The 13,315-nt window shown below is 41.2% G+C and carries 14 protein-coding genes; 1 reads left to right on the top strand and 13 read right to left on the bottom strand.

What is annotated here, in order from left to right; all coding sequences use genetic code 11:
* Positions 1 to 292: 292 nt before the first annotated feature.
* Entirely contained in the window at positions 293 to 1,192 is a 900-nt protein-coding gene (gene purU / locus GC096_RS14435) for a formyltetrahydrofolate deformylase (RefSeq protein WP_171631122.1), read from the bottom strand.
* A 35-nt stretch (positions 1,193 to 1,227) separates the two neighbouring features.
* Positions 1,228 to 2,355, bottom strand: a complete 1,128-nt coding sequence (locus tag GC096_RS14430) for a deoxyribonuclease IV (RefSeq protein WP_171631121.1) — start codon at positions 2,353 to 2,355, stop codon at positions 1,228 to 1,230.
* 124 nt (positions 2,356 to 2,479) lie between these two features.
* Between GC096_RS14430 and GC096_RS14425 the strand changes: the two genes are divergently transcribed.
* Complete coding sequence (locus GC096_RS14425) at positions 2,480 to 2,908, top strand: DUF2621 domain-containing protein (protein ID WP_171631119.1); 429 nt, start codon at positions 2,480 to 2,482, stop codon at positions 2,906 to 2,908.
* Positions 2,909 to 3,332: 424 nt separating this feature from the next.
* Here the strand turns inward: GC096_RS14425 and GC096_RS14420 are convergent, their stop codons facing one another.
* The 11 genes from GC096_RS14420 to GC096_RS14370 all read right to left on the bottom strand — a co-directional run bounded on the left by GC096_RS14420 (position 3,333) and on the right by GC096_RS14370 (position 13,204).
* On the bottom strand, positions 3,333 to 3,887 hold the full coding sequence (locus GC096_RS14420; protein ID WP_246302755.1) for a serine O-acetyltransferase: 555 nt from the start codon (positions 3,885 to 3,887) through the stop codon (positions 3,333 to 3,335).
* A gap of 40 nt (positions 3,888 to 3,927) precedes the next feature.
* Complete coding sequence (locus tag GC096_RS14415; RefSeq protein WP_171631118.1) at positions 3,928 to 5,136, bottom strand: polysaccharide pyruvyl transferase family protein; 1,209 nt, start codon at positions 5,134 to 5,136, stop codon at positions 3,928 to 3,930.
* Entirely contained in the window at positions 5,133 to 6,689 is a 1,557-nt protein-coding gene (gene murJ, locus GC096_RS14410; protein WP_171631116.1) for a murein biosynthesis integral membrane protein MurJ, read from the bottom strand. The genes GC096_RS14415 and murJ overlap by 4 nt, the downstream gene beginning before the upstream one ends.
* On the bottom strand, positions 6,670 to 8,004 hold the full coding sequence (locus GC096_RS14405; RefSeq protein WP_171631114.1) for an O-antigen ligase family protein: 1,335 nt from the start codon (positions 8,002 to 8,004) through the stop codon (positions 6,670 to 6,672). Before GC096_RS14405 ends, murJ begins: the two co-directional genes overlap by 20 nt.
* A gap of 29 nt (positions 8,005 to 8,033) precedes the next feature.
* A complete protein-coding gene (locus GC096_RS14400; RefSeq protein WP_171631113.1) occupies positions 8,034 to 9,092 on the bottom strand; it encodes a glycosyltransferase family 4 protein in 1,059 nt (352 codons plus the stop codon).
* Positions 9,093 to 9,104: 12 nt separating this feature from the next.
* Complete coding sequence (gene pssE, locus GC096_RS14395; RefSeq protein WP_171631111.1) at positions 9,105 to 9,587, bottom strand: PssE/Cps14G family polysaccharide biosynthesis glycosyltransferase; 483 nt, start codon at positions 9,585 to 9,587, stop codon at positions 9,105 to 9,107.
* Entirely contained in the window at positions 9,584 to 10,042 is a 459-nt protein-coding gene (pssD, locus tag GC096_RS14390) for a PssD/Cps14F family polysaccharide biosynthesis glycosyltransferase (protein WP_171631109.1), read from the bottom strand. The genes pssE and pssD overlap by 4 nt, the downstream gene beginning before the upstream one ends.
* 86 nt (positions 10,043 to 10,128) lie before the next feature.
* A complete protein-coding gene (locus tag GC096_RS14385; RefSeq protein WP_171631108.1) occupies positions 10,129 to 10,821 on the bottom strand; it encodes a sugar transferase in 693 nt (230 codons plus the stop codon).
* Positions 10,822 to 10,832: 11 nt separating this feature from the next.
* Positions 10,833 to 11,726, bottom strand: coding sequence for a UTP--glucose-1-phosphate uridylyltransferase GalU (gene galU, locus GC096_RS14380; protein ID WP_171631106.1), 894 nt, complete (start codon positions 11,724 to 11,726; stop codon positions 10,833 to 10,835).
* Between the two features lie 52 nt (positions 11,727 to 11,778).
* Positions 11,779 to 12,468, bottom strand: coding sequence for a CpsD/CapB family tyrosine-protein kinase (locus tag GC096_RS14375; protein ID WP_171631104.1), 690 nt, complete (start codon positions 12,466 to 12,468; stop codon positions 11,779 to 11,781).
* Positions 12,449 to 13,204 carry a YveK family protein gene (locus GC096_RS14370; protein WP_171631102.1) on the bottom strand — a complete coding sequence of 252 codons (756 nt, stop codon included), beginning with the start codon at positions 13,202 to 13,204 and terminating at the stop codon, positions 12,449 to 12,451. Before GC096_RS14370 ends, GC096_RS14375 begins: the two co-directional genes overlap by 20 nt.
* Positions 13,205 to 13,315 lie beyond the last annotated feature (111 nt).

Genomic DNA, 13,315 nt, shown 5'->3' with positions numbered 1-13,315 from the left:
ATATTACCTCCATCATTTCTGTATTTTCATCAGCCAATTAACTTGTACATACAAGTGACTTTACTCGCTTGCATTATTGTACCATTTGCTTTAAGGCTTTGCCACAATAACCCTTTAAATTCTCACCTATGAGAAAAACTTCTATCGAAGTAGTTCGATGATGAGCGACCGCGTTTAGTGGTGGTTTTTATCGCCAATAAGAATTTTTAATTCCCTGTAAACAGGAATTTATTAAATTCTTATGTGGTACATAAATAGGCTGTACCCACAACTGGGTACAACCTGCTTTACACTAGTTAAAAACAACCGTTTTATTATTGTGAACGATAATCCGATCCTCAACATGCCACGCTACTGCGCGTGCAAGAACGATTCGTTCGATGTGACGACCGATTCTTTTCAAATCATCGACATTATCGCGGTGGCTCACACGCTGAACGTCCTGCTCAATAATGGGTCCAGCGTCTAGCTCGTCCGTCACATAATGCGCTGTCGCACCAATAATCTTGACTCCGCGGTTATGCGCTTGCGCATAAGGCTTACCACCTACAAAAGCAGGTAAGAAGGAGTGGTGAATATTGATGATGCGATTTGCGTAATTTTGGATAAAAGAAGGGGAAACGATCTGCATGTAGCGAGCAAGAACAATCGCATCTACGCTATCGCCAATAACCTCAAGCTGGCGCTGTTCCGCCTCTGCTTTGGTTGCCGCGGTAACGGGAATGTGATGAAATGGAATCCCGAAAGGCTCCACCAGAGAACGCATATCATTGTGGTTAGAGATTACCATCGCAATATCTGCTTTGAGATCTCCCGCACGCCAATGCCATAATAGTTCGAGCAAGGCATGGTCTTCCTTCGAAACGAAGATCGCAATCCGCTTCTTCTGACTTGCCAGGGATAGGCTCCAGTCCATCGAGAACTTCTCAGCAAGAGTGGAGAAATCCACTCTTAATGTCTCTACGCGACTCGCCAATTCCATTAAATCGAATTCAATTCGGATGAAAAACATGCCGCCCTCTGGATCCATCGTGTACTGATCCGATTGCACAATATTCGCACCATATTCAAAGAGAAATTGCGATACGGCTGCTACAATACCCGGCTGATCCGGGCAAGAAATTAGCATTCTTGCTCTATTCATCAATTCGCTCTCCCGGCGAATTGAGCTGTTCGTGGTTCCCGCTTCCATCTGTATCCCCCTAGCAATTTCTGTCTATGTGAAACTTAAGCCTTCTTCAAGATGTCATTTCCAGCAAGCCAGACAATCAATCGTTGATTGATTTGTTCTTCGCTCAGATCAGCGAAAAGGCGTTCCTCATGAAGCATATCATATAAACGTTCCAGCGGCTCGCGTCCATCCGCTTTCTTCGCTTTGGCATCATTCTTGAGCAATTCCCATGTTTTAAGAACGAAGTCACGGTAGTGAATATCTTTTTTGTTCATCAAAAAGTCAATTCGCTCCACTTGGTCCAGGAATTCGCCGCCAAAACGACCGCTTAAGTTGCCGGAAAGCAACGCAATTTCCGCTTCATACATCGGACGCTGTGTTTTGTCTTCTTTTCCAATCCAAGGCGTCTCTAGAATCATCGGCAAATGCTGCAACTTCTCATGGTTAGCAATATTATTCATCGCTTCAAAGCCAATCCAGCCTGAACCGAGTGGTGCGTGGCGATCCTTGCTCGCTCCGCGTGGATTCTTACTGTCATTCAAATGTATGACACCGAGCTTCTCAAGACCGATCGTACGATCGAAATGATGCAGCACGCCGTCCAAATCATTTACGATATCATACCCAGCATCGTGAATATGGCACGTATCCATGCAGACAGTCAACTTATTGTTGAACTCTACGCGCTCCATGATTTCCGCAATCTCTTCAAAGCTGCGGCCGATTTCGGTCCCTTTGCCAGCCATCGTTTCCAGCGCAATGTTAACGTTCGTATCTTTAACCCCAGCGAGCACTTCATTCAAGCCATCAGCAATTCTGGCAATCCCATAGTCGGCATCCTTGTCCGTATAAGCACCTGGATGAAGCACGATATTGCGAACGCCAATGTAATCCGTCCGGCGGATTTCTTCCTGAAGGAAACGTACGGCAAGCTCGAACGTATCTTCCTTATAAGAGCCCAAGTTGATAATGTAAGGTGCATGAACGACGATTTCATTCATCGCATGCTTGTCCATCACGGCTTTGCCTTCTTCAATATACTGCTCTTCAATCGGTTTACGGCGCGTATTTTGCGGTGCGCCCGTGTATATCATAAAGGTGGATGATCCGTAGGAAACGGCTTCTTCTGCTGCATTTAACAAGCCTTTATCTGAGAACGAAACGTGTGATCCAATTTTTGGCATGGTCCATAACTCCTTTATTAGTAGCTGCTACCCTCCTATTTTACTCGTATTGTCGCAAGAAATCTAGAAATAAGGTATAATTCTTACTATCTTTATTGAAGACAATTAGTGAGGTGACAAATAAATGGCGAATGATTTCTTTATGTATTTCATCATTTTCTGGGTATGCGTGTTGCTGGCATTCATGTCCATCGGCGGGTTCTTCATGTTTCGCAAGTTTATTAAGGTACTCCCCAAAGAGGACGGCAAGTCCAAACTCGATTGGCAAAATCATTATGTGGACAGCTCACGGCATCTATGGACCACGGATTCCAAAGCATTTCTAGACCAATTGGTATCACCGGTACCGACAGCGTTCCGTGACATTGCCAAGCATTCCATCGCCGCGCGTATCGGACAAGTAGCTCTAGAGGCCAATGCAAATGAGGTCACAAGAGATCACTGTATCGAAGGTTACATACTTGCAACGCCGAAACGAGATTATCGGAGCTTAACGAGCTTTCTCGAAAAGCAAAAGATTGATTACAGCGCGTACAAGCATTTATTGAACTAGAAAATGAAGAAAACGGGGCTGTCCCAAAAGACAAACCTGAGAAAAGGAAACGAGGATACGGCGTAAAATTGTAGGTGGTTTGAGGTTGGTTTGTGGCTTGCGAACGTAAGGTGACTGCCGACTCGTGTTTAGATGTATAAACTACAGCTAATTTGCTCGAATCTCACGTATTTTCGCGATTAGATGGAGAAAATACATTTAATTTGTATATCATTTGAAGAATCGAGCAAATGCAAGGAATATAACTACAGGAAATACAGTTAATCTTTCAAATTCAAGAAATCCGTTTCAAATAGATGGAGAAAATCCAGTTAGATTGCGGGAGGCAGGTTTATTAACTCATCCGTTATTAACAAAAAGAGGCTGTTTCGAAAAGTCTGAACGGACTTTTGGGACAGCCTCGTTTTTATGAACGAGAGTGAGTCTATTCCCATCCCTTGTAACTAATAATTTTGGCCGGAACACCAGCAACAACGGCGTTATCTGGTACATCTTTCGTTACGACCGAATTAGCACCAATCATCACATTATTCCCAATCACGATTTTCCCAATAATTTTGGCTCCAGGTGCGATATACACCTTATTTCCGATTTGTGGCACTCCCTTCTTTTCCCCCCTGCCGGCAATCCCGATCGTAACGCCTTGTCCAATGTTGCAATTCTCACCGATAATGGTATCCTGATGAACCACGATCGTACCATAATGAGGTAAATAGACCCCTTTGCCAATTTTGGTTCCTAGCGGAATTTGAATGCCCATCACGACTGAAAAGAATTTATGAAGGATATATAAGATGATATATAATAATTGTTTAATAACAGGAATCTTAACATGATCTTTCACATAACTCCCTGCCCGATAGATGATGAGATACCACATCGGCTCATGAAGAATTAGCATTTTCATTTTCGATAATAAACTAATATGGTTTCCTACTTTTACATAACGATGAATGTCAGCTCTTAAATAAGTAATCAAGGCATCTCACCCCTTTATCTATCCATTTGGTTAAGCTCATTTATAGCACTTTAAGAATTTGGGCTGGCAACTCGGCTTCTTCCACTACAAGAGGAATTTCTTTGGCAAGTTTAGCTCTTAATTCCTGCCTATTCAGCCAACAATGATGGATCATCTGTATGAAGGACTCAGGTTCAATATCCGAGATATCTACCACATAGTCATGTAAACCAAGCATTTCCATAATGCCTCTCGTTTTATGTTCATAATTGATGGCCACAGTGGGAATATGATTGGAGAGGGCAAAAATATTGGAATGCATTCTAGTCCCCACAAACATATCCATTTTAGAATACAAATATTTCAATTCCCTGGGGTGAAAATCAAACGCCAATAACTCAGCATGCCCAGCGTCTATTCCTTCTAGCACTTCTCTGCTGATGATTCTATCATCATTAAAGGCATTAGGCCCAAGCACCTGAGGCATTAACAATACCTTCCCCTGATAAGCCTCATGAATATACTGAATCGCCTCTCTGATACTTGCTACATACTTGGACCTATATAATTGTGTATCCTTCATCTCCGGAAAATTCCAATCTCTAACCGTGAACCCAATAATAGGGCCATCGTGTGACTCCTTAATCCCCTCCATAATGCGATCTACCCGTGGAGAACTAACCTCCTGCATAGAAAATGCGGAATCAGGAACTAATACCACATTCTCATTGCTGCACCCGATTTTCTCAAGCCACCGTTTGGAAACAGCTTCTCTCAGAAAGATGCGATCTACCTGATCGAGAATCTCCTTAGCCAACTTTTGCATATAGGTATTATAAAAAGGCCCAATGGATTGCGAATAAATAACAACGGGCTTGCCATAGTTAAAAGCGGTTTTAATTTGAACCAAATGCTGCATGAGCGCTACACTAAATCGATGGGAAAGTAAAAATCCCCCTCCGCAACTGACCACCACATCCGCCCATTCATAATCATCTGATTTTATTTTTCTTAGATTCTTCAAATAAGGCAGCAGCCTCAATACCGATCCAATCTTTTCTATTTTCGAAGTATCCGGGTCAATCGAAACATTATCCACACAAGAAGTAACCTGTTCTTCATAAAATTCATTGTCAATCTCCGGGAATCTACTATGAATGCGAATACTGCAATCGATATTGTGTTTTTTTATCGCATCAATCATCGAAAGCACAATACCTGCATCTCCTTTATTCTTGGAGGAATGAGCATTAATAATTAAGATATTCATCCTAGCTTCATCTCCTTTTTCCTTTGAAAGAGTAGCTTCTTCATTAAGATGATAATGTCGTTTTCTTTCATTACGAGTAATAGAACTATAAAAATGAAGTAAGCGAACAGCGTGTATAAGCTTAATCCAATGACCGTGTAAAAAGCATTCATTACGAATAAGCTTCCGAACACATGAACTAGCTTTAATAAATAGATGACTAATCCACATCCTCCCATGGCCACGGATAGTTTCATCATTTTTCGGATAAAGTCTTTCGACCATACGGAAGCTTGTTTCTTTCGTAGTAAAATAGCCGTAATAACAGCTGTGATAATAAATGCCATACTTGCTGATAACCCGAGCCCTATAATCCCCATGGTTTTCACTAAAATGAAACTGAGTACAATGTTCACCAATGTGCCAGAAATCATAATATAGGTGGGTGTTTTCGTATCTCCGTAACTATAGAAGGCTCTCAAGGTGACCTCTCTAAACCCAATAGCAATGATCCCTATGGAGTAGGCCCAGAAAATAGCAGAAGTCATCGCCGTGGCTTGCGCATCGAAACTCCCTCTTTCTAAAAGTGTTTGGACGATGACATGACTAAAGGACATGAAGATGACGGTAAGAGGCATAAGGAGGATAAACAGTGAGAACAAACTATTGTGCGTAAGTGTGCTAACTTTCTCGTAATCTTGGTTATGGGAAAGCCGCGATAGTTCAGGGAATGTAAGTGTAATGACAGGAGTGATACATATGCCAGTCGCAATCCCTCTTAAATTAAAGGCATAGGACAGTGCAGCAATGGCCCCCTCTGAAATGCCTGAAGCCAATATCCGGTCGACGACGGAATTAAATTGTGTGAAGCCAGAGCTAATCAGGATCGGATAGAGCAATAGCAAGAATGTCTTAGAGTTTGAACTCCAAAGCTCCACATTTCTGACGACTTTATAGTGATGACCCTTAATCAGGAAGTAAAGTATGACAAGTTGTAGGACATAGGAGACCAGCGTTGTAACGGCGACACCAACAATCCCATACTTATCTGCGAATAACCAAAGGTAGGCAATAATAATGAGGTTATTGGGAAGGATGCTAGCAGCTGAAGCCATATAATCATGAAATGTGTTCAACATTAAGGTATAGATCTGAATGGCGATGACAATAAATACGAGAGGGAATAATATTCTCACCAGCGTTATAGCCATGGCTTCCGCTTCCTCTGTTAAACCAGGCGCAAGAAGATGAATAAAATGTTGTGTAAATACGATTACCAACGTATAGGCCACAATAAAAATAGCAAAAAACAGGAATAACACATTGTTCGTAAATAAATTCGATTTTCTTTTATCCGAAGCAAAATTAACAAATAAGGGAAGAAACACGCTGCTAAGTGTGAAGGAGAATGTGATAGCTAGCATAGTTGGCGTTAACGCAACGTAATAAGCATCTGCCAATGAAGAAGTCCCATAGTTTTTGGCTATCAATATTTCCCTTGTAAATCCGAGTAACTTACTTGCTATTGTGATCAAAAATAAGACTAGCCCCGTTTTAAACAGTACTCGAGTCATAGGAATACTTCCTTTTAGCATAGAGTTGTACGCTTGCCTGGCTACTTCGTATGTGAACTCCTTGTTCAACTTGAGAGGCTGCCATTCCCATGACCGCAAAAATAAAAATATACTGTGGAGAGCCATTAAATATTTGCTCCCCTAACGATTCTACCAAGCTCTGAATCATGATAAATAAAGAAAAGAGGAGAAAGACCTTCCCATTCTTGCTAACTCCTGCATCATGCAATTTCACATATATCCCTCTCATGACGTAGATAAAGAAGGAGATAAATAGGATAGTTCCCAGAATGCCAACCTCGCCAATAATGGATGGCCAGTACGTGTCTGTTGCCCACTTCGGATCATCTGGGCTCAAACCGTATACGCTTTGTAAACCATATTCATAATAAACAGGACTGTAGTCCACTCTAGCGATCCAACTTCCGAATCTCCCGAATCCTTCACCTAGCGGAAAATCATGAAGCCCAATAGTAAATCCCGTGTGATACAAGGCCTTACGCGCTGAGTCCATATAGTCTACAGAGATGTATCTGTCTATGGTTAACATAGTCAGATTGTTTATCATATCTCCAAAAAACAAGTAGATAATAATGCCCACGCACGCAAGTGCTGCCGTATAGATGCGTTTCTTCATGGCAACTAAAGCCAAGATAACAGCTATCGCCAGCAACACCTTAAATCGCAGCGAAAGAAAAGCAAGGATAAAGAAAACAATCATATAGATGAGTGATTTCTTTTGTTTGTGAACGAGATAATGCGATAAATAATACAAACCTACAAACACCATAAACCAGCCATAGGTACCTGGATGAATAAAAAAGGATTGCACACTGACTAAATTAGATCTCGCATCTACTAAATTGTTCGTATGCAAGTGATTTCGAAACTGCTCATGGAACAAGAGATCAACAAGCGCAAAAACAGCTGCCAACCCACCAAGCACCTTAAAAAAACGTATCAAATGCCGAATATTATTTTCGTTCATCGTTAGATTTTTAAAAATGAAAAATAATAAAAAACCTTTAATCGTTAATAATCCACCTGCTAATGTCGTACTTATGGGCACTTGATTAATCGCACTTGATAATAGCCCAAAAAACAGCACCCCTATCGTGACTAGCAACAAGATCAATGTACTTTTCCTAATTCTAAAATTAGATTTAACAACAATGATACCAATGCTTCCTAAAATGAAGAATTCGTCTATGTAAGATAAATAGCTGCCTAAAGTGCTGTTCATTTGGATGGTTATCAGATCCTGAGCAAACATGAATAAAAAAAAGCATAAGATACATCTCATCGTTAAGCTCATTATGAATCATTCCTTTTAGATGCTATTTGTCATTTTAAAATGAGTCGTTGATACATGTGAGATAATTGTTTCATCAGCATATTGATATCGAATTGATTATGAATCAATCTCCTGTTCTTCTCTCCCATTTTAGCAATCGTGTGCTGATCATTTATTAGCATTTCCAATGATTTCGTCAGTCCCTTGATGTCACCGGGTTCAATCAGATAACCATTTTCCCCATGTTGAATAAGCTCAGGTATTCCCCCTACGTAAGTTGAAATAACCGGCAATGAAAAATTCATAGCTTCTAAGATGGCCATTGGCAACCCTTCATTGTAGGAGGGCAGCACAAGCATATCTGCTTTTCTTAGCAATTCTTCCTTCTCATGTACATGAATCCAACCCAGCACGTCAACCATATCCTCGATATGATAGTCTTTGATTCGTTGTTTCACTTCCGTAATTTCCCCATCACCAGCTAATAGGAACTTACTTGCAACCCCTTTTTCTTTCAAATTTTTAATGGCTAAAAGCAGATCATAAACGCCCTTTCGCTCTCCCAATCTTCCTAGGAAAAGACAAGTCGGTGTAGCATTCGTCCGGCTAAATTGCTCCTCCATTTTAAAAACCCCGTTATAAAGAATCTCTATTTTCCGATGTGGAACAATGGTAGAGAAATATGTTTTCCATTCTTGCGATAAAACTACTAATAAATCAACACTATTGAGGATGAACTGACAATACCTATTTTGAAACCTATTGTGATTGTAAAAATCATCAAAGCTTGCTGCATGGATATGCAGGATAATGGGTACTCTGACTATTTTCCCAATCATCACCATGATCGATTTCCTGTAAAAACTGCCTCCATTGGACATATGAATATGAACGATATCTGGCCGATGCCATAGCAACTGATAGAGATAGCGAATCAGACCTACTATGAAAATGTGTAAACGAGCTAGTACGCTCCCCGTAATGTACGTTTCCACCCTGGTTAACTCATACTGTTCGGTGAGATTCGATTGTTCAATATTTCTAATGACCGTAACAATTCCACCCATATCCTTTAACGATGAACCTACGACAAGTATCTTAGATTTCATCTAGTTCCCCTCCTAACCTAAGGTTTCAATATAGGCCTTAATTGCGTCAAGGAGGTTGGATTCCTCTTGTATGTATGTGTTGAATGGCAGATCATCGATCTCTGAAATTAGAAACCGTAATTGATCCATATTTTCTGCAACCTGAATGTATCCTTTTTCTTGAAAGGCAGCTGAAATTTCGGACTGATGATCATCAACATGTTCACCTAATATCTTTTTTCTAGGCATAACAATAACTTTTTTACCACAATTGAGCGCGTTTAGAATCGATCCGATTCCACCATGCGTAATGCATACGTCGCACTCTTTCGTTAATTTATTGATGTCATCTAGTTTGTAAAAGTCGGAATACGTATAATGTCTGGGCTTATAGTCGGAATATCCAATCTGAGCGATGACGGAATCTGTCAGTACGCCTTCTTCTACTAATTGATCTACGGATCGCAATAAGCGATTGAATTGAAATCGTTGCGTACCTACCGTTATCAGAATCAATATAAGCTCCCCCTGTACGTCCCTTCCGGATAAACGTCTCTTAATTGCTCCCATTGAATGTAAAATTGATCGGCAATTTTATAAATGAACCTACCAGTTACACTCGACGTATACACCTTAGCAAAGCTTTCAATATACACAATTTTCGACCCGAACATTTTCCCTAGCAAGCAGAGTCCAAGTACAGCGCCCGCTCCGGTAGTTATAATGACCTTTGGCCTCTCCTTCACTAAGATATACATAGACATCAACAAATTAAGGAATAAATGGATGATAAGAAGTAGATTTTTTCTTTCCTGCTGTGCTAAGAAATAAACCCGTTCTTGGTTTTTCAGATTCCGACTCATCTCACTTTGCTCTGTAATAATGAAGTAATTATGTTCAGCAACTGCTGGTATGATCTTCTTCAATTCACCCAAGTGTCCGCCAGTAGAACTAGCTAAACAAATCTTCATCTAAGCTCTCTCCTTTTTGAGGATAACTGGGGAATACACAGCTCACACCAGTTATCCTCATTCAAATGGGCGAAATCAGACTTCAATCAATAAGCATTTTTCGAACCGAGCAAAGCGCCAAATGTTTTCAGAATGATTTTCAACTCAAATGACATTCTCCGCTCACGAATATACGTTAAATCCAATTCCACCATTTCCTCAAACCCAACATCGTTCCTACCACTAACCTGCCATAACCCTGTACACCCAGGAGTAACTTGCAAACGTTGCTTATGATAGACGCTGTACTGCTCAACCTCACGAATGAGTGGTGGTCTTGGCCCTACTAAGCTCATATCCCCTTTCAACACATTCCATAATTGGGGAAGTTCATCCATACTTGTTTTCCGCATAAATTTACCTACTTTTGTAATACGGGGGTCATCTTTCATTTTAAACATATGACCTTCCACTTCATTTCTATCGAGTAAATCCTCCAGAAGTTCCTCCGCATTCGAAACCATAGATCTAAACTTGTACATGTTGAATATTTTCTCGTCTTTACCTACTCGTTGCTGATAAAAGAAGATGTGTCCCTTCGGATCTTCTACCTTCATGCGTATCGCTAGCACAATGAACAAGGGCAAGCAGCAAAGAAGTCCAAAACATGCACCTAGAATATCCAATAATCGTTTAGCAATTAAATAGTAAACCATTGAGTTATCTGTGTTTTTCCATCTCGTTCTAGGATAGTATTGGTTTGCTTCGATCACCGATGAATCGTTGGATAATTTAGACATTCGTTTCCCTCCTAACCAATCGCGCGAGGTGACTTTTCACGTTTCAGCACTTCATTGAGCGCCTGTAAGAGTGGCACCCTAAGCTCATTGTTCCGCAGAGCGAAGTCTAACGAAGTAAGGATAAAGCCAAGCTTTTCACCCACATCATACCTAATCCCATTAAAATGGTAAGCATAGACATTCTGTATTTCATTTAGCTTGGAAATGGCATCCGTCAATTGAATTTCTCCGCCGGCACCACGCTCTTGAAGGTCAAGAAATTCAAATATTTCTGGTGTAAGAATGTAACGTCCCATAATAGCAAGCTTGGAAGGTGCTGTCCCCGGCTGTGGCTTTTCCACAAGATTGCGAACTTGATACAATTTCCCATTCCGATTCACTGGATCTATAATGCCATATCGTCTGGTTTCTTCCTCAGAAACAGGCTGCACGCCGATGACGGAACATTGCGTCCGTTCATATTGGTTCATCAATTGTTTTAAACAAGGTACGTCCGCCGTTACGATATCATCGCCCAATAACACAGCGAAGGGCTCGTTACCAATAAAGCGACGTGCACACCAAACAGCGTGGCCAAGTCCCTTGGCTTCTTTTTGACGAATATAATGTATGTCTACTTTGGCGGGCCTCAAAATTTCCTCAAGAAGCTCCAACTTCCCTTTCTCCGCTAAGCTGTATTCTAATTCAAAGGCATTGTCGAAGTGGTCCTCGATGGCGCGCTTTCCTTTCCCCGTCACAATGATGATGTCTTCAATTCCTGATTCAACAGCTTCTTCAACGATGTATTGAATGGTCGGCTTATCGACAATGGGCAGCATTTCTTTCGGCATCGCTTTTGTTGCGGGTAAAAATCGGGTCCCTAAACCAGCTGCAGGAATAATTGCTTTCCTTACGGTTCTCTCCATCCCATACTCCTCCTAATATCTCTCTTCTCTATTTAGCTTCTATTAAGGCTAGTTATTCCTTATGTCCATAATAGTCGTAGTAATCAGCGTCACTTTTCCTATGGCGTTTGTTGTTGAGGACGACACCTAGAATCTTGGCCTGAACTCTTTCCAAGTTATGAATCGCCTTTCTCGCCATATCTCGTTTGACTTTCCCATCACTAATGACCATGACAACACCATCACATTTGGTTGCCAAAATTTGTGCGTCGGCCACAGCTAAGGTTGGCGGTGAATCCATAATAATAACATCAAATCTGGCTCCCATTTCCTCCAGGAAAGCGGTCATTTTCTGCGACATGAGCAATTCAGATGGGTTAGGAGGAATCGGACCCGAGGTAATCAGAGATAAATTCTCGATCGACGTCTCGCTAATAAACTCATCAAACTGCGTTCGATTCACAATTGCGCTGGTCAACCCATACCGATTCGACACCCCAAAATAATGATGAATGGTCGGCTTGCGCAAATCGGCATCAACTAGAAGTACCTTCTTCCCCTCTTGTGCGTAGGCAACGGATAAGTTAGCTGCTGTTGTTGATTTTCCTTCACCGGGCTGCGCTGATGTAACTAAAATCGTCTTCATGATGCGATCAATCGATGAAAACTGAATGTTCGTTCTTAAGGTTCGATAGGATTCAGACACTTGTGATTTAGGATGCAATTCCGTAATGAGCTGATGTTTATTGATTAGCGTTCGCATAGAACGTATCACCTACCTTTCTATGTGATTTACAAGGAGCTTTGCTTAGCATGTCTTCTGGTTTTACTCTAGAAATGGTGGCAAGTGTAGGTAAGCCAAGATACTGTTCAATGTCGACTTCAGACTGGATAGAATCATCCAAATAATCCAAGAAAAACACGAGGCCAACAGCAAACATGAGGGACAGAACGAATGCGATCGCTACATTCATGATCAGATTAGGTGAAACAGGTCCTTGATTATCCTCAGGCTTCGCTTCATTCAAAATTACAACATTATCCACCTTCATAATCGAAGGTATTGTATTCTTGAATACTTCTGAGACGGCATTCACTGTCTTAGCTGCGTTCTCTGCCGAGGAACTTCTAATCGATATAGTCATCACTTGCGTATCTACCGTTGAGCTCACAAGAATCATGTCCATGAGGTCAGCGCTTGTCAAACCAAGCTCAGGATACTTCGCAACCACATTATCGAGGATGGCAGGGGTTAAAATAATTTCCTTATAGGTCTTAATCAACAATGCATTCGTCCGTATGGAATCGTAATCGAGATTATCCCTGCCTTGAATGTCCGTCGCTTTATTGACGATGATCTTAGAACTCGCTTCATACAGCGGAGCAATCAAATAGTAGCTCACAAGCCCGGTAACTATACTTGACAGGAGCACAATACTTGCAATCAACCCTATCTTTTTTTGAACAATGGTCAAATATTGCCTGAGTTCAATTTCCATTGTGACCTCCAATAGTTAATGTAATGGTAGAGACCACAATCTCCGTTTATACGGAGAGGTCTCCGTTATGATCGTTTCATTTCGTATGACACATGCCGCGTTAATGGAATA

The sequence above is a fragment of the Paenibacillus plantarum genome (assembly GCF_013141695.1).
GTDB lineage: Bacteria > Bacillota > Bacilli > Paenibacillales > NBRC-103111 > Paenibacillus_E > Paenibacillus_E plantarum.
This window is presented reverse-complemented; position numbering and strand designations above follow the sequence as displayed.

What these genes read in the sequence shown, in the direction of transcription:
- purU (WP_171631122.1), bottom strand. Translation starts at nt 1,192, where the DNA reads ATGGAAGCGGGAACCACGAACAGCTCAATTCGCCGGGAGAGCGAATTG.
- GC096_RS14415 (WP_171631118.1), bottom strand. Translation starts at nt 5,136, where the DNA reads ATGAATATCTTAATTATTAATGCTCATTCCTCCAAGAATAAAGGAGAT.
- GC096_RS14405 (WP_171631114.1), bottom strand. Translation starts at nt 8,004, where the DNA reads ATGAGCTTAACGATGAGATGTATCTTATGCTTTTTTTTATTCATGTTT.
- GC096_RS14400 (WP_171631113.1), bottom strand. Translation starts at nt 9,092, where the DNA reads ATGAAATCTAAGATACTTGTCGTAGGTTCATCGTTAAAGGATATGGGT.
- GC096_RS14430 (WP_171631121.1), bottom strand. Translation starts at nt 2,355, where the DNA reads ATGCCAAAAATTGGATCACACGTTTCGTTCTCAGATAAAGGCTTGTTA.
- GC096_RS14370 (WP_171631102.1), bottom strand. Translation starts at nt 13,204, where the DNA reads ATGGAAATTGAACTCAGGCAATATTTGACCATTGTTCAAAAAAAGATA.
- pssD (WP_171631109.1), bottom strand. Translation starts at nt 10,042, where the DNA reads ATGAAGATTTGTTTAGCTAGTTCTACTGGCGGACACTTGGGTGAATTG.
- GC096_RS14375 (WP_171631104.1), bottom strand. Translation starts at nt 12,468, where the DNA reads ATGCGAACGCTAATCAATAAACATCAGCTCATTACGGAATTGCATCCT.
- murJ (WP_171631116.1), bottom strand. Translation starts at nt 6,689, where the DNA reads ATGACTCGAGTACTGTTTAAAACGGGGCTAGTCTTATTTTTGATCACA.
- GC096_RS14385 (WP_171631108.1), bottom strand. Translation starts at nt 10,821, where the DNA reads ATGTCTAAATTATCCAACGATTCATCGGTGATCGAAGCAAACCAATAC.
- galU (WP_171631106.1), bottom strand. Translation starts at nt 11,726, where the DNA reads ATGGAGAGAACCGTAAGGAAAGCAATTATTCCTGCAGCTGGTTTAGGG.
- GC096_RS14425 (WP_171631119.1), top strand. Translation starts at nt 2,480, where the DNA reads ATGGCGAATGATTTCTTTATGTATTTCATCATTTTCTGGGTATGCGTG.